20 protein-coding genes are annotated in these 19,799 nt (G+C 63.4%); 5 read left to right on the top strand and 15 right to left on the bottom strand.

The features are described 5' to 3' along the window. Positions 1 to 15: 15 nt before the first annotated feature. Entirely contained in the window at positions 16 to 1,356 is a 1,341-nt protein-coding gene (locus LSG43_RS03115; RefSeq protein WP_231801189.1) for a leucyl aminopeptidase family protein, read from the bottom strand. Positions 1,357 to 1,528: 172 nt separating this feature from the next. Between LSG43_RS03115 and LSG43_RS03110 the strand changes: the two genes are divergently transcribed. After that, a complete protein-coding gene (locus LSG43_RS03110) occupies positions 1,529 to 2,311 on the top strand; it encodes a tetratricopeptide repeat protein (protein WP_231801188.1) in 783 nt (260 codons plus the stop codon). 110 nt (positions 2,312 to 2,421) lie between these two features. On the opposite strand, the gene LSG43_RS03105 is transcribed toward LSG43_RS03110, so the two are convergent. The 9 genes from LSG43_RS03105 to LSG43_RS03065 form a co-directional block, all read right to left on the bottom strand. Then, positions 2,422 to 3,414 carry a type II secretion system F family protein gene (locus LSG43_RS03105; protein ID WP_231801187.1) on the bottom strand — a complete coding sequence of 331 codons (993 nt, stop codon included), beginning with the start codon at positions 3,412 to 3,414 and terminating at the stop codon, positions 2,422 to 2,424. Positions 3,415 to 3,423: 9 nt separating this feature from the next. Continuing rightward, on the bottom strand, positions 3,424 to 4,401 hold the full coding sequence (locus tag LSG43_RS03100) for a type II secretion system F family protein (RefSeq protein WP_231801186.1): 978 nt from the start codon (positions 4,399 to 4,401) through the stop codon (positions 3,424 to 3,426). Positions 4,402 to 4,405: 4 nt separating this feature from the next. After that, positions 4,406 to 5,893: a TadA family conjugal transfer-associated ATPase gene (locus LSG43_RS03095; RefSeq protein ID WP_231801185.1), complete on the bottom strand. Its 1,488-nt coding sequence runs from the start codon at positions 5,891 to 5,893 to the stop codon at positions 4,406 to 4,408. A gap of 12 nt (positions 5,894 to 5,905) precedes the next feature. Further along, on the bottom strand, positions 5,906 to 7,180 hold the full coding sequence (locus tag LSG43_RS03090) for a CpaE/TadZ family protein (protein WP_231801184.1): 1,275 nt from the start codon (positions 7,178 to 7,180) through the stop codon (positions 5,906 to 5,908). A 31-nt stretch (positions 7,181 to 7,211) separates the two neighbouring features. After that, on the bottom strand, positions 7,212 to 8,588 hold the full coding sequence (locus LSG43_RS03085) for a type II and III secretion system protein family protein (protein ID WP_231801183.1): 1,377 nt from the start codon (positions 8,586 to 8,588) through the stop codon (positions 7,212 to 7,214). A 13-nt stretch (positions 8,589 to 8,601) separates the two neighbouring features. Continuing rightward, the gene (gene cpaB, locus LSG43_RS03080) at positions 8,602 to 9,561 is read right to left on the bottom strand and encodes a Flp pilus assembly protein CpaB (protein ID WP_231801181.1); all 960 of its coding nucleotides are present in this window, start codon (positions 9,559 to 9,561) and stop codon (positions 8,602 to 8,604) included. Between the two features lie 295 nt (positions 9,562 to 9,856). Next, positions 9,857 to 10,357 carry an A24 family peptidase gene (locus LSG43_RS03075; protein ID WP_231801179.1) on the bottom strand — a complete coding sequence of 167 codons (501 nt, stop codon included), beginning with the start codon at positions 10,355 to 10,357 and terminating at the stop codon, positions 9,857 to 9,859. 21 nt (positions 10,358 to 10,378) lie between these two features. Beyond that, on the bottom strand, positions 10,379 to 10,555 hold the full coding sequence (locus LSG43_RS03070) for a Flp family type IVb pilin (protein WP_231801178.1): 177 nt from the start codon (positions 10,553 to 10,555) through the stop codon (positions 10,379 to 10,381). 110 nt (positions 10,556 to 10,665) lie between these two features. Then, entirely contained in the window at positions 10,666 to 10,884 is a 219-nt protein-coding gene (locus LSG43_RS03065; RefSeq protein WP_231801177.1) for a Flp family type IVb pilin, read from the bottom strand. Between the two features lie 351 nt (positions 10,885 to 11,235). Here LSG43_RS03065 and LSG43_RS03060 point away from each other — a divergent pair, with 351 nt between their 5' ends. The 4 genes from LSG43_RS03060 (at position 11,236) to LSG43_RS03045 (ending at position 13,973) form a co-directional block, all read left to right on the top strand. Further along, complete coding sequence (locus LSG43_RS03060) at positions 11,236 to 11,697, top strand: pilus assembly protein N-terminal domain-containing protein (protein ID WP_231801175.1); 462 nt, start codon at positions 11,236 to 11,238, stop codon at positions 11,695 to 11,697. Positions 11,698 to 11,878: 181 nt separating this feature from the next. Beyond that, the gene (locus LSG43_RS03055) at positions 11,879 to 12,361 is read left to right on the top strand and encodes a TadE family protein (protein WP_231801173.1); all 483 of its coding nucleotides are present in this window, start codon (positions 11,879 to 11,881) and stop codon (positions 12,359 to 12,361) included. Positions 12,362 to 12,435: 74 nt separating this feature from the next. After that, a complete protein-coding gene (locus tag LSG43_RS03050; protein WP_231801171.1) occupies positions 12,436 to 13,257 on the top strand; it encodes a TadE/TadG family type IV pilus assembly protein in 822 nt (273 codons plus the stop codon). A 98-nt stretch (positions 13,258 to 13,355) separates the two neighbouring features. After that, positions 13,356 to 13,973 (top strand): HAD family hydrolase, encoded by a 618-nt coding sequence (locus LSG43_RS03045; protein ID WP_231801169.1) that lies wholly within the window; start codon positions 13,356 to 13,358, stop codon positions 13,971 to 13,973. A 3-nt stretch (positions 13,974 to 13,976) separates the two neighbouring features. Here the strand turns inward: LSG43_RS03045 and upp are convergent, their stop codons facing one another. From upp to LSG43_RS03020, 5 genes are read right to left on the bottom strand one after another with little or no spacing between them, the layout of a single operon-like run. Next, complete coding sequence (gene upp, locus LSG43_RS03040; protein WP_231801168.1) at positions 13,977 to 14,606, bottom strand: uracil phosphoribosyltransferase; 630 nt, start codon at positions 14,604 to 14,606, stop codon at positions 13,977 to 13,979. A gap of 27 nt (positions 14,607 to 14,633) precedes the next feature. After that, the gene (locus LSG43_RS03035) at positions 14,634 to 15,854 is read right to left on the bottom strand and encodes a phosphopentomutase (RefSeq protein WP_231801167.1); all 1,221 of its coding nucleotides are present in this window, start codon (positions 15,852 to 15,854) and stop codon (positions 14,634 to 14,636) included. After that, entirely contained in the window at positions 15,854 to 17,182 is a 1,329-nt protein-coding gene (gene deoA, locus LSG43_RS03030; protein WP_231801166.1) for a thymidine phosphorylase, read from the bottom strand. Before deoA ends, LSG43_RS03035 begins: the two co-directional genes overlap by 1 nt. Further along, positions 17,179 to 17,433, bottom strand: coding sequence for a DUF433 domain-containing protein (locus tag LSG43_RS03025; protein ID WP_255713954.1), 255 nt, complete (start codon positions 17,431 to 17,433; stop codon positions 17,179 to 17,181). The genes deoA and LSG43_RS03025 overlap by 4 nt, the downstream gene beginning before the upstream one ends. Next, complete coding sequence (locus LSG43_RS03020) at positions 17,423 to 19,795, bottom strand: aldehyde dehydrogenase family protein (RefSeq protein WP_231801164.1); 2,373 nt, start codon at positions 19,793 to 19,795, stop codon at positions 17,423 to 17,425. Before LSG43_RS03020 ends, LSG43_RS03025 begins: the two co-directional genes overlap by 11 nt. Positions 19,796 to 19,799: the final 4 nt, after the last annotated feature.

Raw genomic sequence — 19,799 nt, 5'->3', positions numbered from 1 at the left:
CCAGAGTCAATCAAATCACGCGCCGTAACGCTCCTTGAGGACGGCATAAAGCGCGCGGACGCCCTGATCCGTGCCGCCGAACGGGCGGCCCGGCCGCGCCTCGGGCGCCCAGGCGAAGATGTCGAGATGGGCCCAATCGGTCTGGGGTGTGACGAAACGGTTGAGAAACAGCGCGGCCGTGATGGAACCGGCCAGCCCGCCCGAGGAGATGTGGTTGACGTCGGCGATCTTGGACGCGAGGAGCTTGTCGTAGGAGCTCCAGAGCGGCATGTGCCAAAGCGGGTCGTCGATCGCCATCCCGGCTTCGACGAGGTCCCTGGCGAACGCATCGTCGCGCGCATAAAGCGCCGGCAGCTCCGGCCCGAGCGCGACGCGCGCGGCGCCGGTCAGCGTCGCCATGTCGACCATGAGATCCGGGCTGTCCTCGTCCCCGAGGGCCAGTGCGTCGGCCAGGATCAGACGGCCTTCGGCGTCGGTATTGCCGATCTCGACGCTGATCCCCTTGCGCGAGGGCAGGATGTCGCCAGGGCGGAAGGCTGCGCCTGAAATCGCGTTTTCGACGACGGGGATCAACACGCGGAGCCGGACCTTGAGCCTGGCGTCGACGATGGCGTGTGCGAGCCCCAGGACGTTCGCCGAGCCGCCCATATCCTTTTTCATCAGGGCCATGGAGTTGCCCGGCTTGATGTTGAGCCCGCCGGTATCGAAGGTGACGCCCTTGCCCACCAGCGTCACTTTCGGGTCTCCCTCGCGCCCCCATGTGAGGTCGAGAAGACGCGGCGCCTCGGGGCTGGCGCGCCCGACGGCGTGGATCATGGGGAAGTTTGCGTCAATCAGGTCGTCGCCGGCGACGACCTTGACGTCCATCCCGCGGACCTTTGCGAATTCGCGGATGACGGCCTCATAGCGGTTCGGTCCCAGGTCGTTGGCCGGGGTGTTGACGAGATCGCGGGCAATGAATGCAGCCTGGGTCAGCCGCTCGACTTCGGCCGCATCGGCGCCGTCAGGCAGCACGAGTTCGGGGGCCGCATCGGCGCTTTTGTAGCGCGTGAACCGATAGGCGCCGAGGCGAAAACCCAAGGCGCCGAGCGTCGGATCGCCATAGGCGCCTTCGAGGCGGTACGAGCCGGGCTTGAGCATCGCGGCGGCGAGGCCCGTGACCAATGGCGAACCCGCGCCTTCGGCGCCAACGCCGAGGACATAGCCCGAAACGCCATCCTCGCCGGGCAGTGCGACGAGCTTCCCTTCCTGCCCATCGAACCCGTTGGCCTCGGCCCAGACACGGTGCGCCTCGGAAAGCGGCGCCTCGCAGAGCATGCCTTTGGGGACGCAGACGAGGGGGATCGGATCGGTCATGGCGCGAATCTCCGGAAAAGCTTGGGCGGGACTTCCAGATGTAGCCGCTCGCCTGCGTCCGGGCAATCTCCGCCCGGCCGCTTTAACCGCCCGTTAGGGTTAATGATTTACGTTCGCTTAAGGGATAATCGGGCGGAAACCCGCCTCTATGGACGTCAACGGAGTTCCCTTCATGGCCACTGGCCTTGCGCGCATTGTCTCAGCGAGCCGTTCGGCGCTTCTTGCCTCCGTCGCGCTTGTGGCGTTGTCGGCGTGCGCGACCAACCGCACGGCGGCGGTCAACGCGGACTATTCCAACCTTTCGGGCCCCCAGATCCAGGCCACCGTCGCCGATCTCGCGAGCCGCTACCGCAACGATCCGCGCGATGCGACGCTGGGCATTCACTACGCCGCGGCGTTGCGCGCGGCCGGACAGACGGCGCCGGCGGTCCAGGTCATGGAATATCTTGTGGGCCAATCACGCGGCGGGCCGGCCGTAAGCCTTGCCTACGCCAAAGCGCTCGCCGCCGACGGACGGTTCGATCAGGCGCTTTCCGTGCTCGGCAACACGATGGACCCCGTCGCGCCCGATTGGGAGGCGCTTTCGGTCAAAGGCGCGATCCTCGATCAGATGGGCCAGCACGAGGCCGCGCGGCAAGCCTATTCCCAGGCGCTGCTGCTGGCGCCGGACCGCCCCGCGCTGCATGCCAATATGGGGCTTTCCTATTCGATGACCGGCGATCTGCGCCAGGCCGAACAGCACCTGCGCTACGCGGTCTCTCTGCCCGGCGCGTCGACCCGCGTGCGGCAGAACCTTGCCCTCGTGCTCGGCCTTCAGGGCCGCTTCGACGAAGCACGTGCCATCTACGCGCAGGAGCTTCCAGCCGAGGAAGTCGAGGCCAATATGGCCTATATCCGCGCCATGCTCACCCAACAGAACCGCTGGGACGAAATCCGGGGCGATACCCAGGGGTGAGGCGCCGACCCGAAGGGGCAAATCATGCCAGTGGCATGATTTGAAGGCCGAACGCGCGAGCCTGCGGCGCGCGCCGGATCGATCTCTACACGACCGACAGAGCCCTACCGTTACATCGTCATCGCTGTAATGATGGCCGGTGCCATGATGATAATGAAGAGTACCGGCAGGAAGAACAGGATCAGCGGCACCGTCATCTTGGGCGGTAGCGCTGCGGCCTTCTTTTCAGCCTCCATCATGCGCGCCTCGCGGCTTTCCTCGGCCATGACGCGCAATGCCTGCCCCACCGACGTGCCGTAGCGATCCGCCTGGATGAGCGCCGTCATGACGGAACGGACAGCGTCGAGCCCGGTCCGGCGGCCGAGATTTTCGAACGCCCGGGTGCGGTCCTCGAGGAAAGAGAGTTCCGCCGTCGTCAACGCCATTTCCTCTGCAAGCTCGGGGCTTTGGAGTCCGATTTCCTTGGCGACGCGCTTGAGGGCATGTTCGATCGACATGCCCGATTCCACGCACAAGAGTACGAGGTCGAGCGCATCGGGCCAGGCACGCTTGATCGATTGCTGACGCTTCTGGGTCTGGTTCTTGAGCAGCAGGATCGGCAGGTAGGCGCCGACCAGGCCAACGCCGACCGCATAGGTCACGTTGAGATAGAGCGGGCGCCCGCCCGGCGCCAGAACGATGAGATAGAGTACCGCAACGACAAGCAGGACGATGGGGGTCACGAACCGTATGAACAGGTGCCGTGTGAGCGCGGCCTGACCGCGCTGGCCGGCCTGCGCGAGCTTTTCGACGGTATTTTCGTCCACGAACGCCTTTTGCAGAGAAAAGCGATCGACGACATCGCGCATGTAGGACTTGGTTTCGGCTCCCCGGATACCCCGTGCGGCACCGCCATCGGCTTTTGCGCTGGCCTGGTTGCGCAGGCGCGACATCTCTCGCGCGCGCATCTGCTCGCGTTCGAGCGCGACCTTCTTGATCCGGTCCTTGCGTTCCACCTTTTCGGAAAGCTGCGCACCGAGGGTAAAGACAATCGCCGCCGCCGAAATCGCGGCGAAGACAGCGATGAGAAAATCAGAGCTTGCGATTTGATCGAGGATCGACACCGAACGCTCCTAGTACTCGAACTGGACCATGCGGTACATGACGAAGATACCCATCGCCAGCATGCACACCGCGCCGCCAAGCGCCACGAGCCCGCCGCTCGTGGTCCAGAGCGGCACCAGATAGGACGGGCTCACCACGGAAATCGCCGCGATCACAAAAAGCGGCAGCGCGCCGATAATCATGGCGGAGGACTTGGCCTCGGAGCTCATCGCCTTGATCTTGCCCTTCATCTTCTTGCGGTCGCGCAACACCCGGGCAAGGTTGGACAACGCCTCGGAGAGGTTGCCGCCCGCCTGCTGCTGCACGGTGATCACGACGACGAAGAAGTTGACCTCGGGCAACGGCACGCGGTCGAAAAGAACTTCGACCGCCTCGGTCATCGACTTGCCGACCGATTGCTGCTCGAGCACCCGCGTGAACTCGGACTTGACCGGCTCCTTGAGTTCCTTGGCAACGAGCCGGATGGAATCGTTGAGGGGGAGGCCCGATTTGACGCCGCGCACGATGGCCTCCACGGCGTTGGGCAGTTCATCGAGATAGGCCGCCTGATAGCGCTTGCGGCGGGCCGAGAGAAACATGTTGGGCAGCACATACGCGCCGGCGACCGCAAATACGAGCGCGAAGAGCACAGGGATCTGCAAGAAGAAGAGCACGACGAACAACACCGTGCCCAAAATGATGCAGTTGCGTATCCACACGCGGGTATCGGTCTTGATCCCGGCCTGAAATAGCCGGTTCTTGAGCGTATTCTTCTTGCGCTTGGCATTGAGCGCGTCCGTCTGGGATTTGAGCGCGTCCTGAACCGTGCGCCGGCGCGTCTCGCGGCTCCGCTGCGCGCTCGCCATCTGCCGGTTGACCTGCGGGTCGCGCTGCATGGCCTTCATGCGCTTGGCTGCGCGGTCGCCGCCAGATAGCGCCGGCACGAAGGCAAAGCCCAGCGCCCCAATGCAAACGATCACCAGAATTCCCAGGAGCAATGGCGACATCGGTTTACCGGATCATCTCGTTGTGTTCGACATTGGCGCGTTCGAGAGCGTCGACCAGAGCCGCTTCCTCGTTGAAGTAGCGCGCCTTCTCGGTGAAGTGAGGCTTGGTGATACCGGTCGAGCGGTGACGGCCCAGAAGGTTGCCGCCGGCGTCCTCGCCCAGGATGTCGTAAAGGAAGACGTCCTGGGTGACGATCACATCGCCTTCCATTCCGAGCACTTCGGAAATGTGCGTGATCCGGCGCGAGCCGTCGCGCAGGCGCGCGGCCTGGACGATGACATCGATCGAAGAGACGATCATTTCGCGGATCGTGCGCGAGGGCAGCGCGAAGCCGCCCATGGTGATCATGGATTCCAGACGCGAAAGCGCCTCGCGCGGCGAGTTGGCGTGGAGCGTGCCCATCGAGCCGTCGTGGCCGGTGTTCATGGCCTGGAGGAGGTCGAATGCCTCCGGGCCACGCACTTCACCGACGATGATGCGCTCGGGACGCATACGCAGGCAGTTCCTCACCAGCTCGCGCATGGTGATCTCGCCCTCGCCCTCGAGGTTGGGCGGGCGTGTTTCCAACCGCACCACGTGAGGCTGCTGGAGTTGCAGTTCCGCGGAGTCCTCGCAGGTGATCACGCGTTCGTCGCGGTCGATGAATCCGGTAAGGCAGTTCAGAAGCGTCGTCTTGCCCGAGCCGGTACCGCCCGAGATCAAGACGTTCGCCCGTACGCGGCCGAGCACGCGCAGCACTTCGGCGCCCTCCGGCGAGATCGATCCGTACTTGACGAGCTGATTGAGCGTCAGCTTGTCCTTCTTGAACTTACGGATGGTGAGCGCGGGGCCGTCGATCGAGAGCGGCGGCGCAATGACGTTCACGCGCGAACCGTCGGGGAGGCGCGCGTCGCATATGGGCGAGGATTCGTCGACGCGGCGGCCGACCTGGGAAACGATGCGCTGGCAGACGTTCATCAGGTGCGCGTCGTCGCGGAAGCGCACATTGGTGAGCCGCACGCGGCCGTCCACTTCGATATAGCACTTCTGCGAGCCGTTGATCATGATGTCGGCGATGTCGTCGCGCGCCAGAAGCGGCTCGAGCGGGCCATAACCCAGAACGTCGTTGCAGATGTCCTCGAGCAGGTCCTCCTGCTCGGAGATCGACATCACGAAATTCTTGAGCGCGATGATCTCGGCGACGATATCGCGGATTTCCTCACGCGCGGCGTCCTGGTCCATCGCCGCAAGTTGCGAGAGATCGATGGAATCGATCAGTGCGTTGAAGATCGAGGATTTGGTCTGGAAATAGTTCTTATCGCGCCCGCCGGCGTCGCCCGCATTGCCGACGTCGATGACCTCCTGCCGTCCGGGGCGCGGCGGGGGCGGGGGCGCTTCGGCGGCCGGCGGTGTCCTCGGCTCGGTCTGGTGTTCGGGGCTCGGAGGAGCCTCGCGCCGGGGCGCGGGCGCGGCCTGGGTATTGCCACCGAAACTGGTACGCTTGCCGAACATGAAAGACTTCCCCTAGGAGGCGCGCTTGAGCTTTTTGAAGAGGTCAGGAAGACGCAGAACGCCCGGCTTGCCGGACTGCGCACCCTGGCTGCGCCCGGTCACCTGCTGGCTGATCGCCTTGAACACGTCGTTGAGCTTGTGGGATGCCGAAACCTCCGCGATCATCTGACCGTTGTTGGCCGCGGTTCCGAACAGGCCGGGATCGAAGGCCACTTCACCCGCCAGCCGGCATTCGATCGAAGATGCAAATTCAGCCGCCGGGATCTCCGGCCGCTTGGCAATGCCGGCCTTGTTGATCACGAGCACCGGATCGGTCTCGGCGGGCCGGGCGGCCTTGATCGTATCGACGATGTTCTTGGCATTGCGCAGATTGGCGAGGTCGGGCTCGGCGACGATCACCACCTCGTCGACAGCGCTGAGCGTATGGCGTACCCAATCGGTCCACATGTGCGGAATGTCGATCACGACCATGGGCACGTGCTTCTGGCTCAGTTCGATGATCTGCTCGAAGCTGCGTTCGGAAAGGTCGTAGGTGCGATCGAGAACCGCAGGCGCGGCGAGCAGGTTGATGTGATTGGCGGCCTTGCTCATCAGCCTGTCGAGCATCACCGCATCCATCTTGTCATTGGCATAGACCGCATCGGCGATCCCCTGGGGCGGATCCTGGTTGAAGTCGAGCGCAGCAGTGCCGAAAGCAAGGTCGAGGTCGAGTATCAGCACGTCCTGGCGGAACTGGCGCGCCATCGCCCAGGCGGTGTTGTGCGCGACCGTCGACGCGCCCGCGCCGCCCTTGGCCGAAAAAAATCCGATCGTCCGACCGATCGGGGCCGCGTCGTCGCCGGCAAACAAATCGGAAATCGCGCTGATGAGCACCGGAGTGGTGGTCGGCATGACCAGGTATTCCGATACGCCTGCGCGGATCAGTTCGCGATAGAGCACGACGTCGTTGACGTGCCCGATGACAATGACGCGGGTCGAGGCGTCGCACACTTCGGCGAGACGGCTGAGCGCATTGAGGATCGCGCCGGCCTCCAGCGAAGTCTCGACGATGACGAGGTTCGGTGTCGGATTGGTCTTGTAGGTCTCCACCGCGCCATCGAGACCGCCATTGTGCGTGGTGAGCGCCACCTTGGACATGCGCCGGTCATGGGCCGCGCTCTCGATCACCTGCGCAGTCTGGGAGTGTTCGCAAAACGCCTGAATGGTGATGCGCGGGATAAGCCGGGCGCCGCTGGGCGCATCGGTCTGGCTCGTCATCGGTGTGGTCTCGCCGTCGAAATCGCTCATGGTGTCCTTACCCCTTCGAGGGCCTTATCGTTTAGTCGAGCACAAAGCCGACCGAGCCGCGGAACTCACCGGCGCCGCCGCCGCCGGTGACGCCGTAAAGGCTTTCCATGCGGCCCAGGAACATCGACTCGGCGTCCGAGGCGGGCTGATAGGTATCGGTCGGCAACGGGGCCCGGGCATAAGACGGCGTGGGCTGCGCGATCATCGGGGTGACGAGGATCACCAGTTCGGTTTGCTCGGAGACATACTCGTAGGACCGGAACAGCGCCCCGAGGATCGGGATGTTGCCCAGTCCGGGCAGCGAAGAGAGCTGGCGGCGCATGCGCTCGTCGATCAGCCCGGCGATGGCCAGCGTCTGATTGGTCCCCAGTTCGACCGACGTCGTCGCGCTGCGGATATTGAGGGTGTTGTCCAGCTGCGGCTCGGAGACTTCGGTATCGAGCACCAGCCCGACCTGTCCGTTGGATTGCACTGTGGGCGTGAAGGCCAGCTGAATGCCATAGGGCTTGTAAGTGACGGTGGGATTGCCGTCGGCGTCACGGGTCTCGACCGGGAACTCACCCCCGACATGGAACGTGGCTTCCTGGCCCGACATCGCCGTCAGGACGGGTTCGGCCAGAAGCCGGACCGCGTTCTGGGATTCGAGTGCGCGCAAGGCGGCCTCGATCTCGACATTGGGCACCGACAGGCCGAAACTGTAGTTTCCGGCGCCGGCGTCCACCGAGGAGGTCGGGCCCGCAAGGCCGATCTGGCTCGAGCTCATCGCAACCGACGCGGACAGATCGATGCCCAGCTGGCGCGCGGTTTCGCGCTGTATTTCGGCGACGGTGACCTTGAGGGCAATCTGCTGACCGCCGGCGACTTCGATAACGCTGGTGACACCGGCCCCGCCAACGTATTGAGACGCAATTTCGATGGCCTTCTCAAGGTCGGCACCCGAATTGACGTTGCCCGAAAGCACGACCGAATCGGCCAGCGACTCCACCGAAACCCGGGCGCCGGGGATGAGCCGATTGATGGTCGCGGCAAGCCCGGTCGAATCCTGGGCGACGGAAATTTCGATCACGGCGATGCCGGCGCCGGCGGGATCGAGGAAGAAGATATTGGTTTCGCCGGGCGCCATGCCCTGGATGATGGCGCGGGACCGGGTCCGCATGATCGCGTTGGCGACGCCGGGCTGGGAGACGATGACTTCACCCGCCTCGACGGGCAGATCGACGATGACGGACTTGTTGACCCCCACTTCGATATGTTGCGTGCGCCCGATCTCGCTACTGGCGATTCGCAGGTGAGGTGACGCCGCCATCGCCGGGACGGTCGTCAGCGCGGCGCACGCGAGTGCCAGCGCTACGGCAACCTTCTCAAAGGTGCGGCGATTGGCAAACGGGAGGTTGATAAGCGTCTTCATCGGTACGTCCCGCCTATTGTGAACCCGCCTCGGCCCCGGCGTCCCCTGCATCGGGGGCTTCGGGTCCGGAGGGGCTGATGGAATCGAGGAATACGTCGTAGTACGGCCATGGCTCGCTGGCCGTCTCGGCCGGTTCCGCCTGCGCGGTCTGGGTCGGCTGGCTGACGACGGTGGAGACCACCGACTGCTCATTGCCGTGGCGGATCAGCTTGATGGCCTGGGCCTGTGCCGATCCAGGGGTCGCCAGGCCCGTGGCCGGGTCGTTGAAATCGGCCACCGAACGCAGGACGAGCGCAAGCCGGCCCGCCGAGGTTGCATTCAGAAGCACTTCGGCCTGATGCGGCGTCAGCTCGAGGGTTGCAATATCGTCCTTGGCAAAGCGCTGCCCGGCGGGTTCGTCAGGGTCTTCGCCACCGCCGGTTTCTCCCAGTTCGCCGAGCCGCGCGCCGATTGCGAGTACCCGGACATTGTTGAGGATCGTTTCGGAATAGCGCGATCCCGAACGCGTCAGGACCACATCCACTCGATCATTGGGGGTTATGAAGCCGCCCGAAGCGGATTCCGGGGTAACCGGTACGGAGACCGCCCGCATGCCCTCGGGAATGATCGCGGACATGTAGCCACGGTCCGAATTGACAAGCTTGGCCTCCCGGATGGGCTCGCCTGCGAAAATTTCAAAACGCGCGACAGCGCCGGTCAGCAGTTCGGGCGCATCGGGAACCGCGGTGCGTGTAACATATTCCGGCCTTACGGCCCCTTCGGGCCAATCCTGCCATTGAACGTCGTCAGCTGCGACCCGCTGTCCCAGACCAATCGCGCTGCGCGCGACGAGCACCTGTACCCGCGGCTCCTGCTGCACTTCTGTGACTTCGACCGTCTGTGGTTCGGGGTCACCGCCACGCGTTGCGAGGAAGGCGGCCAGTCCTCCGGCCACAAGGGCGACAACAATCAGCAGAATACGCGCCGGTTTCATGTTCAAACTCCGCATTACGCGACGCGCGCACAACGCGCCCCGCGGGTCGCGAACGAAGGGTTCTCCCCTCGCCCCCTTTATGCGCCGACCGGCCCGGACGCGCAGAGCGCAAAGGCATGATCAGGCAGCCGGCACTATGGCCGGCAAAGGGTCAAAACTTGGTTAACCGGAGCTTTTTTGTGAAGGTTAATTAAGCGTTTAAAGTTGTATGGGTCGAAACGGCCGACTGCATTGCGTCCCGAGACCGATACAACTTCCGCCCCAGGCGGAAGCACTTGGACGTTATTCACCCGCTTCAGGAGGCAAGCAGCAAGAAGACAGCCGATTGGGGGTACGCCAACAGCCCGCCAATTGCCAAGGCAATCCCATAGGGTATTCCCGTGACCCGGTCGTGCAGACGCGCGACCCATGGCACACCGGCGAGGCTCGGGGGCAAGGCGAAGCGGCGCAGGATGAGCATCGTGATTGTCAGGACGCCCCCGGCAACCGCGCTATAGAGCAGGTACGGCAGCCACGCTCCGAGGCCCAGCCACAAGGCGGTGGCGGCAGATAACTTGGCATCACCACCGCCGATCCATCCTGCGGCGAACATGCCGAACGCAACGACGAGAAAGCCAGTGGCGACAAGACAATGCACCAGCATCGTCTCGAGTGGCAGGCCGATGGCGAGGCCAATGACTGGGAATGCTGCGGCGAGCGCCAAAACCATCCAGTTCGGGATGCGCATCGTAAGCAGGTCGGAGATTGCCGCAGCGAGCATAAAGGCGGGGAATACGAATGTTGCTACGAACGTCATGAATATACGGTCCCGGCGGCGCTAGAATTCGATGTCGCTGAAGCCGGAAACGGCGCTTGAGAATAGGCCCTGCGTCGGCCCATTCAAAAATCCAACGGCGACAATAATCACGACCGCGAGAAGTGCACAGATCAAGCCATACTCGATGGCTGTTGCGCCGCTGCTGCAGCGGATGAATGATGCTGCTGACTTTTTCATATACGCCCCCCGCCCCATTTCACCGGATACATGCGTGTTGCATATTACGGCAACGGCAATGACAAGAAAGGGGCCGAACGGCCCCTTTCTCAAAAATTCTTCTGACGACTTTATTCAGGATCGGGCGTCGGGGTCGGGGTCGGGGATGCATCGCTGCCCGGCGTATTGGCGGTGAGCGTGTCACCGATGCCGGAGAAGGCGTCCTGAAGCGGCTGACCGAGGAAACCGATCGCCGCAATAACAACAACGGCCATCAGGGCCGCGATAAGACCGTATTCGATTGCCGTGGCGCCGGATTCGTCCTTGGCAAACTTGGTGAAGAGGTTCATGTCTAGCTCCTTGTTCTGCGTCCACTAGGTGACGACATCCGTCCGACGCGTCACACATCGAACTTGGCGCCAAGCTAGTCTTGAGCTGTTGAAAATAAGTTAATCTGCTTGCGCGGAAGCCCGATGTTCGGACGCGTATTTTCTATACTTTTTAATTAGTTACCGCTTCGCATCAAAATTTAAGTATTGGCAGCGAACGCCGTGGAAGACGGGGTCTTTCCGGCGCCGGGCATCGGTGCGCAAAACCATCGCCAGTGCTTCTGCGACCGAACCTTGCCCTGTATTTGCCAAATATAAACCATTCCCGGCCATTCTCGGGTAACCATAGTTCTGAGAGTTGGGAAGTTTGCCATGCCCGGTTTCGTTCGCAGCGCGGTTCTTGCTGCCGGTCTTTTCGGTCTCGCGGCTCTGCACGCGGGAAGCGGTGTGGCCGCCGACGACGGCGTCGTGGTCAACGTCAACACCAATATGGCGCGGGTCCTGCGCATCAACGCGCCTGCGGCGACCGTCATCATTGGAAACCCGGCCGTGGCCGATGTCACCATTCAGGATCCGCAAACGCTGGTCCTTACGGGCAAGAGCTTCGGGCGCACCAATCTCATCATTCTCGACGCGGCAGGCGAACCGATTGCCGATACGATCGTCGAGGTGACCCAGCTGCAGTCCGATACCCTCACCGTTTTCCAGGGCGCCCAGCGCACGTCGCTCGCCTGCGCGCCCGACTGCCAGCCCACCATCGCGCTGGGGGACGATCCCTCCTATACCTCTACCGTGATCGGTGGCAGCCAGATGGTAACGTCGGCTGCGCGTTAACCTTTCGTTCACGCAGCTATCCATTTTGCGCAAAGTCGGCCCAATTCAATAACCACCAATTAGGTGTCTTGCCCGTAGTGTGCACCACTATTGATACGTGGACACACTTGCGGACACTTGGATGCTGACCCGTATAGGCAAATATTTAAAAGCAATAGACCGCCTTCGCCGGCGTTTCGGCATGGCGACCAGCGGCGCAACCGCAGTGGAATTCGCCATTCTCGGCCCGATCTTCTTCGCGCTCATCGGTGCGACGATGGAAACCGCTGTGGTCTACTTTGCCGGCCAGGCGCTCGATTCCGCGGTCCAGGACACCTCGCGCATCGTACGGACCGGTCAGGCGCAGCCTCTGGGCGCGGATGGGTTCCGCAGCGAGGTTTGTGACCGCCTTTACGGCATCTTCGATTGCGACGAGATCCACCTCACCGTCACACCAATTTCCGATTTTTCCGACTACTCCGCGGAAAACCCGATGGACCCCAACACCGGCGATCTGTCCGGGCCCGAAACCTACGATGTGGGTGCGGGCTCATCGGTCATGAAAATAGAGGCCTATTACAAGTGGCCGACAATTCTCAACATACCCGGTTTGATGGTCGGGCTGACGCCTGACGGAAAACGCCTACTCTCGGCGGTCCGGGTCTTCCGTAACGAGCCATTCTGATGTTTCCTGCACACAGCACACGCGTTTTGCCCGCAGTTTCCCCCACGCGCCGGTTCACGCGATCCGAACAGGGCATGGCTGCCGTCGAGTTTGCGTTGATCGTCCCGATCATGCTGCTGGCCTATCTTGGGGCCGTCGACGTGACACAGGGGCTCATGGCCGACCGCAAGCTCACTCACCTGGCCGGAACGCTGGGCGATCTCGTCGCCCAGGACAAGCTCGGCGAAATCACAAACGAGGATATCGAGGGCTATTTCGAGGCGAGCACAGCGCTCATGCAGCCCTACTCCGCCGCAGCGACGCCGATGCGGATTTCCATTGTGGCGGTTGACGACGATGGCGACGCAGAGGTTACCGAAAGCGTCGCAAACAATGGCGTTGCGGCCCTGGCAAGAGGCACGTCGATCGACCTGCCCGGCGACATGGCCGAGCTCGCTGCCGACAGATGCGTGGTGGTTGCCGAAGGCTGGTACGACTACAGCCCGATGTTCAGTTACGTCTTCCAGGCCGATGTGCCGCTCTACCAACGGTCGATCCATATCCCGCGGTTTGAAAGCGACGGTTGTGAGGCCGATAGCCTGATTGATGTTGATATCGACCTCGACGACGACGGCGTTGATGTCGGTGTCGGCGTTGATCCGGACGGTGAAGGAGTGGACGTCTGTGCCGGCTATAGCGGCGGCCGCGGCCAGGGCAACAACTGTAACGAGGAAAATAACAGCTGGGGCAATGGCAACGGCCAGGGCGGCGGGATCACCAACAATTTCGGCCGTGATAATGGCGGCGGTGGCGGAAATAACCGTGGTGGCGGGAATGGCCGTGGCGGCGGGAATGGTCGTGGCGGCGGCAACAATCACGGCGGAGGCGGCGGAGGCCTGAATTGGGACGGGTGGTAGCCCGACCGGGGCGGCCGTGGCGGCTCTTGCAATGAACCCGCCACTCTGCCAAATGGGGCGGTAGTTTTCCTCCCGCCCCTTTTGCCCGGAGCGTCCCCATGTCCGAACCGCTCGTCCCCGTCTTCGATCTCGGCGGCGTATTCGTCGACTGGAACCCGCTCTATCTCTTCCGCAAACTTTTCGAGACCGAAGAGGAAGCTGTCTGGTTCCACGAGAACATCTGCACGCTCGACTGGAACCTCGAGTTCGACGCTGGCGACGTCTATTCGGAGGGCGTCGCCAAGCTTATCACGCGGTTTCCCCGCTACTGGCGCGAGATCCAGGCCTATGACCAGCGCTGGAAGGAAACCATCGGTGGCCTCATCCAGGGCACGATCGATATCCACGAGGAGTTGATCGCCGCCGAGATCCCCACCTTCGCGATCACCAATTTCTCCTGGGAGAAGTGGGTATCGGTCCTGCCCGACTGGCCGTTTCTTGAAAAGTTCGACGGCGTCGTGGTTTCGGGCCTCGAGCGCATGGTCAAACCGGACCTGCGCATCTACCGGGTCTTTTGCGAGCGCTATGGCCTCGCGCCGGATGCGTGCGTCTTCATCGACGACAACGAAGCCAACGTGATCGCCGCGCGCAAGTTCGGCATGGAAGCCGTTCACTTCACGACGCCAGAGGCGCTGCGTGCGGAGCTGGTCAGCTACGGATTGCCGCTCAAGGCATAAACGTCACCGCGTCCCGTACATCCGGTCGCCCGCATCGCCCAGCCCCGGCACGATATAGCCGTGCTCGTTGAGCTTCTCATCAAGGCTCGCGGTGAAAATCGGCACGTCGGGGTGCGCGCTGCTGAACCGTTCGACGCCTTCCGGCGCGGCGAGCAGGCACAGGAACCTCAGATTGTTCGCTCCGCGGTCCTTGAGCTTCTGCACAGCGGTGATTGCCGAATTGGCGGTCGCGAGCATGGGATCGACGACGATCACAAGCCGATCCGCGGCGTCGGACGGTGCCTTGAAGTAATATTCGACGGCCTCGAGCGTATCGGGGTCGCGGTAAAGCCCGATATGGGCGACACGGGCGGAGGGCACGAGGTCGAGCATGCCGGTCAGAAGCCCCTCACCGGCCCGCAGGATCGAAGCGAAGACGAGCTTCTTTCCCTTCAATGTCGGCGCCCTGGTCGGGCCGACCGGGGTCTCGATATCGATCATCTCGACCTCGAGATCGCGCGTCACCTCGTAACACAGGAGGTGTGCAATCTCCTGGAGAAGCCGCCGGAAGCTCGCCGTCGAGGTATCCTTGCGCCGCATGATCGTCAACTTGTGCTGGACGAGTGGGTGATCGACGACCGTAAGGTTCTGCATGAGGCGGGCTCGCTTGTGTCTTCTGTCTTAAAACGCGCTCGTGCCGTGCGGGCCGGGTGGCAGCCCGAGCCAGTGGGCGACGGTTTCGCCAATATCGGACAGAACCGGGCGCAAGCCAATGCTGCCCGCGGCCATACCGGGGGAAAACATGAGGATCGGCACCTGTTCGCGGGTGTGGTCTGTCCCCCGCCAGGTCGGGTCGTTGCCGTGATCGGCGGTCAGAACCAGCAGATCGCCGTCGCCAAGCCGGGCGATCAGTTCGGGCAGGCGCGCGTCGAACTGCTCGAGCGCCGCCGCGTATCCTCCCGGATCGCGCCTGTGGCCGTATTCGGTGTCGAAGTCGACGAAATTGGTGAAGATCAGATCGCCGTCGCGCGCCATCTCCATGGCCTCGAGCGTCTGGTCGAAATGCTCCATGTTCGAGGCGCCCTTGAGCTTGTGGGTCACCCCGCGCCCGGCATAGATATCGGAAATCTTGCCAATGGCGAAGACCTGCCGGCCGGCCGCTTTGGCGCGGTCGAGCAGCGTGTCCTCGGGTGGATCGATGGCGAAATCGCGCCGGTTGCCCGTGCGTTTGAACGTCTCGGCCGTTTCGCCGAGAAAAGGCCGCGCGATCACGCGCCCGATCTTCATGGGCGCGGTGTGGGTGAAAACGAGCTTGCAGAGTTCGTAAAGCCGTTCGAGCCCGAAATGCGTCTCGTGGGCCGCGATCTGGAAGACCGAATCCACCGAGGTGTAGCAGATGGGTTTACCCGTCCGGACGCTTTCCTCGCCGAATTCCTCGATGATCGCGGTACCCGAGGCGTGACAATTGCCCAGAATGCCCGGAAGCCCCGCCTCGGCAATAATCGCGTCGGTCAAAGCCTCGGGGAAAGCCGGCCGCGTATCGGGGAAATACCCCCATTCGAACGGCACCGGCACCCCGGCGATCTCCCAATGCCCCGACGGGGTATCCTTGCCGATGGAGACCTCGCGCCCGACGCCCCAGCGCCCGCCCTTGGGGGTATCGCTCAGCCCCGGCGGCGTCACACCGCCCGAGGACAGCGTCGCGGCGGCGCCCAGACCCATGGCATCCATGTTGGGCAGATTGAGCCCCCCGGAACGCACGCCGGCCACATCGCCGCGGCCATCCGCGCAGGCTTTGGCGATATGCAGAAGCGTGTTGGATCCCTCATCGCCGAATTCGGCGGCATCGGGCGCCCCGCCAATGCCGAAGCTGTCGAGGACACAAAGTATGGCACGCGGCATCAGGCGGCTCCCTGCGGATCGAGCTGGCTATAAATAACGGGGTTGTCCGGCGCCCCGCCGCCGACCGCGTAGGCGGCCCTGATCCGCTCCTCGGCCTCTTTCGCACGCGCCTCGTCCTGGGCGTGGATACGGGCGATCGGTGCATCGGCGCCCGCGCGCTGGCCGATCCCGGCAAGACGGTCGAACCCGACCGCGTAGTCGATCTTGTCCTTGGGGTCGCGCCGGCCGCCGCCGAGCACGACCACGGCCATCCCGACAGCCCGCGTATCGACCGCCGTCACGACGCCGTCGCCGTCGGCGTAAACATCGCGTACGATCGCCGCCTTGCGCGCGTGCGTTCCGTGGTGCGCGTCGAGGTCCGCGGGCCCGCCGAGCGCGGCAACCATCCTGAAAAAGATTTCCGCGGCCCGGCCGGATTCGAGCGCCACCTTGGCGCGCAGATAGCCGTCGTCGTGCTCGAGCGCCATGCCGCCAAGCGTGAGCCCGGCGGCGCAGAGGTTGAGCGTTACCTCGAGGAGCCGGGGATCGCGATGCGCGCCGGTCAGAAAGTCGATGGCGTTTTTCACTTCGAGCCAATTGCCCGCCGCGCTCGCCAGCGGCTCGTTCATATCGGTAATAAGCGCCCCGGTCTTCATTCCGGCGCCGTTGGCGACACCGACAAGGCTCTGCGCCAGCGCGGTCGAGCCGTCGAGCGTCTGCATGAAGGCGCCGGTTCCTGTCTTGACGTCGAGGATCAGCGCGTCGAGCCCGGCCGCGAGCTTTTTCGAAAGGATCGAGGCCGTGATCAGCGAAATGTTCTCGACCGTCGCCGTCACGTCGCGGATCGCGTAGAGCCGCCGGTCGGCGGGCGCGAGATCGTCGGTCTGTCCGATAATGGCGCAGCCGACATCCCTGACCACCCTGCGGAAGGTGTCGTTATCGGGATTGGTGGTGTAGCCGGGGATCGCGTCGAACTTGTCGAGCGTCCCGCCGGTATGCCCCAACCCGCGCCCCGAGATCATCGGCACGTAGGCGCCGCAGGCCGCGAGCATCGGCGCGAGCATCAACGAGACGTTGTCGCCCACCCCGCCTGTCGAGTGCTTGTCGATGGCGGGCCCGTCGAGATCCGACCAGTCGAGCACCTTGCCGCTGTCGCGCATAGCAAGGGTCAGCGCAACACGCTCGGGCACGCTCATATTGCGGAAGAACACCGCCATAGCGAACGCCGCCGCCTGCGCGTCGGACACCGCGCCCGACGTGATCCCGCCGATGAAGGCCGCGATCTCGTCCTTGTCAAGGGCGTGACCATCGCGCTTTTTGGCAATGATTTCCTGGGGGAGTACGGTCATGGCCAGTCGTGGTCCCCCCAATCGGCGTGTTTATTCACATTTGCTTGCCAGAAACGAAGCGCTTGTTCGATGTCTTCGCGTTCCAGGTGCGGATAATCGTCCAGCAGCGTTTCCATAGATACGCCGGCATCGATTTGCCCGACAATCATGCGGACGGTAATGCGCATACCACGGATTGTCGGTCGCCCCGACATCAGGCCCGGAACAAGCGTAATGCGGTCAAACCCGTCGTGGGTGCCTCTACGCCCCATACGGCACCCAGACGTTCTTGACCTGCGTCGCCTTCGCCAGCAGGTAGTCGCCACCCAGCGCGTCGCCGTCGGCCCAGTCGAATGCCCGCCCGCACGTGGTCCAGGTCTGCTTGACGTTGCCGGCGCTTGCCGTCTCGACCATCGCGCAAGTCGCCTCAGACCCGGCGACCCATAGCGCGTCGATCCCGTCATGCTCGGCGAGCACTTTTGCCAGCGCAGGGGCGTCACCGGTCACGATATTGATGACGCCGCCGGGCACATCCGAGGTTTCCATCACCTGGTAAAGGTCCGTCACCGCCAGCGGATGCGGCTCGGAGGGCACAAGCACCACGGTGTTGCCCATCGCCACCGCAGGCGCCAGCAACGACACCGCGCCTAAAAGCGGCGCTTCGGCCGGCGCAACGATCCCCATCGCGCCGATGGGCTCGACCATGGCCACCGCCATCATCCGCGCCGGCGGATTATGCACCGCGCCGTCATATTTGTCGGCCCAGCCGGCAAAGGCGAACAGCCGCTCGATGGACAATTCGACCTCGCGTTTGGCCGCATTGGCGCTGGCGCCCGTCATCTGGCGCAACCGATCGGCGAACTCGGTCTTGCGGTAGTCGAGGTTCTCGCCGAGATAATAGAGGATCTGCGCGCGGTTGTGCGCCGTTGCTTTCGACCAACCGAGCGCATTGCGCGCGGCTTCTACGCCGTTGCGGATATCCTTGCGGTTGCCATCGGGCACCTCGCCGATGGCCCTGCCGTCCGGCGCAAGGATCGTCCGGGCATACCCGGAATCCCCGCGCGCCTGCTTGCCGCCGATATAGAGCTTCGCCGTGCGGTCGAGCGCGGAAAGGCCGGACCCGGTCATCTCCTCGGGCGCCTTGACTTCGGGCGCCGCTTTCAACGCCTTCTCCCATGCGGGCTTGAGATAAACCGCCATGCCCTCCTTGCCGCCTTCGCGGCCGAAGCCGCTTTCGCGATAGCCGCCGAAACCAACTGCCGCATCGAACTGGTTTGTCGAATTGACCCACACGACGCCAGCCTTGATCTGCGGCGCGATATCGAGCGCGAGATTGACGTTCTCGGTCCAGAGGCTCGAGGCGAGCCCGTAGCGCGTATTGTTGGCCAGCGCGACGGCCTCCTCGGGCGTCCTGAAGCTCATCGCGACGAGCACGGGGCCGAAAATTTCCTCGCTCATGAGCGTATGGGCAGGCGAAATGCCGGTCACCAGGGTCGGGGCGACATAGCAGCCCTTTTCCGGCAAGTCTCCATCGGGCGAATAGAACTCCCCGCCTTCCTTTGCGCCCTTTTTCAAAAGATCGCGCACGCGCTCCACCTGCACCGGCGCGACCAGCGCGCCGATATCGATGGACTTGTCGAGTGGATCGCCGACGCGTAGCGTTTTCATCCGCGCCTTCACCTTGGCGATGAATTTTTCCTCGATCGATTCCTGCACCAGAAGCCGCGACCCCGCGCAGCACACCTGCCCCTGGTTGAACCAGATCGCGTCCACCAGTCCCTCGACAGCGCTGTCGAGATCGGCATCCTCGAAGACGATAAAGGGCGATTTCCCGCCCAGTTCAAGCGACAGCCCCTTGCCCGAACCTGCCGTCGCGCGGCGGATGATCTTGCCCACCTCGGTCGAACCGGTAAACGCGATCTTGTCGATATCGGGATGATTGACGATGGCCTCGCCCGTCTCGCCCGCGCCGGTCACGATGTTGACCACACCTTTGGGCAATCCGATCTTTTCGCATACTTCGGCAAAACGCAGCGCGGTCAGCGAGGTGAATTCTGCGGGCTTCAGAACAACCGTATTGCCCGCCGCGAGCGCCGGCGCGATCTTCCAGGCGAGCATAAGAAGCGGGAAATTCCACGGAATGATCTGCCCGCAAACGCCATACGGCACGTGATCGGGAAAGGCCTTCCCGATATGCTGCGCCCAACCGGCGTGATGGTAGAAGTGCCGCGCGACGAGCGGGATATCGAGGTCGCGCGTTTCCCGGATCGGCTTGCCGTTGTCGAGCGTTTCGAGCACGGCGAACATGCGGCTGTCCTTCTGGATCTGCCGCGCAATCGCGTAGAGATATTTCGCACGCTCGAAACCCGAAAGTGCCGACCAATCCTTGAACGCCGCCCGCGCGGCCTTCACCGCCTTGTCGATCTCGGCCTTCCCGGCGCTCGAAATCTGCGCCAGTTCCTCGCCATTGGCCGGGTTGGTCGAGGCGAAGGTATTGGACGGCTTGGTAAAGGCGCCGTCGATAAAGTGCCCGAACTTGCGCTTGTGCCGATCCAGCCAGTCGAGCGCCGGCGCCGCGCTTTCGGGTGCGGGACCGTAGTCGAGCGTTTCGAAAATTTCCGCCACGTTTGCCATTCTC

Origin of the sequence: Pelagibacterium xiamenense, assembly GCF_021166475.1 — a bacterium.
Lineage (GTDB): Bacteria > Pseudomonadota > Alphaproteobacteria > Rhizobiales > Devosiaceae > Pelagibacterium > Pelagibacterium xiamenense.
This window is presented reverse-complemented; position numbering and strand designations above follow the sequence as displayed.

Coding starts and splice junctions, on each gene's coding strand:
- LSG43_RS03115 (WP_231801189.1), bottom strand. CDS start 1,356: ATGACCGATCCGATCCCCCTCGTCTGCGTCCCCAAAGGCATGCTCTGC.
- LSG43_RS03110 (WP_231801188.1), top strand. CDS start 1,529: ATGGCCACTGGCCTTGCGCGCATTGTCTCAGCGAGCCGTTCGGCGCTT.
- LSG43_RS03100 (WP_231801186.1), bottom strand. CDS start 4,401: ATGTCGCCATTGCTCCTGGGAATTCTGGTGATCGTTTGCATTGGGGCG.
- LSG43_RS03095 (WP_231801185.1), bottom strand. CDS start 5,893: ATGTTCGGCAAGCGTACCAGTTTCGGTGGCAATACCCAGGCCGCGCCC.
- LSG43_RS03090 (WP_231801184.1), bottom strand. CDS start 7,180: ATGAGCGATTTCGACGGCGAGACCACACCGATGACGAGCCAGACCGAT.
- LSG43_RS03085 (WP_231801183.1), bottom strand. CDS start 8,588: ATGAAGACGCTTATCAACCTCCCGTTTGCCAATCGCCGCACCTTTGAG.
- cpaB (WP_231801181.1), bottom strand. CDS start 9,561: ATGAAACCGGCGCGTATTCTGCTGATTGTTGTCGCCCTTGTGGCCGGA.
- LSG43_RS03075 (WP_231801179.1), bottom strand. CDS start 10,357: ATGACGTTCGTAGCAACATTCGTATTCCCCGCCTTTATGCTCGCTGCG.
- LSG43_RS03070 (WP_231801178.1), bottom strand. CDS start 10,555: ATGAAAAAGTCAGCAGCATCATTCATCCGCTGCAGCAGCGGCGCAACA.
- LSG43_RS03065 (WP_231801177.1), bottom strand. CDS start 10,884: ATGAACCTCTTCACCAAGTTTGCCAAGGACGAATCCGGCGCCACGGCA.
- LSG43_RS03060 (WP_231801175.1), top strand. CDS start 11,236: ATGCCCGGTTTCGTTCGCAGCGCGGTTCTTGCTGCCGGTCTTTTCGGT.
- LSG43_RS03055 (WP_231801173.1), top strand. CDS start 11,879: ATGGCGACCAGCGGCGCAACCGCAGTGGAATTCGCCATTCTCGGCCCG.
- LSG43_RS03050 (WP_231801171.1), top strand. CDS start 12,436: ATGGCTGCCGTCGAGTTTGCGTTGATCGTCCCGATCATGCTGCTGGCC.
- LSG43_RS03045 (WP_231801169.1), top strand. CDS start 13,356: ATGTCCGAACCGCTCGTCCCCGTCTTCGATCTCGGCGGCGTATTCGTC.
- upp (WP_231801168.1), bottom strand. CDS start 14,606: ATGCAGAACCTTACGGTCGTCGATCACCCACTCGTCCAGCACAAGTTG.
- LSG43_RS03035 (WP_231801167.1), bottom strand. CDS start 15,854: ATGCCGCGTGCCATACTTTGTGTCCTCGACAGCTTCGGCATTGGCGGG.
- deoA (WP_231801166.1), bottom strand. CDS start 17,182: ATGACCGTACTCCCCCAGGAAATCATTGCCAAAAAGCGCGATGGTCAC.
- LSG43_RS03025 (WP_255713954.1), bottom strand. CDS start 17,433: ATGGGGCGTAGAGGCACCCACGACGGGTTTGACCGCATTACGCTTGTT.
- LSG43_RS03020 (WP_231801164.1), bottom strand. CDS start 19,795: ATGGCAAACGTGGCGGAAATTTTCGAAACGCTCGACTACGGTCCCGCA.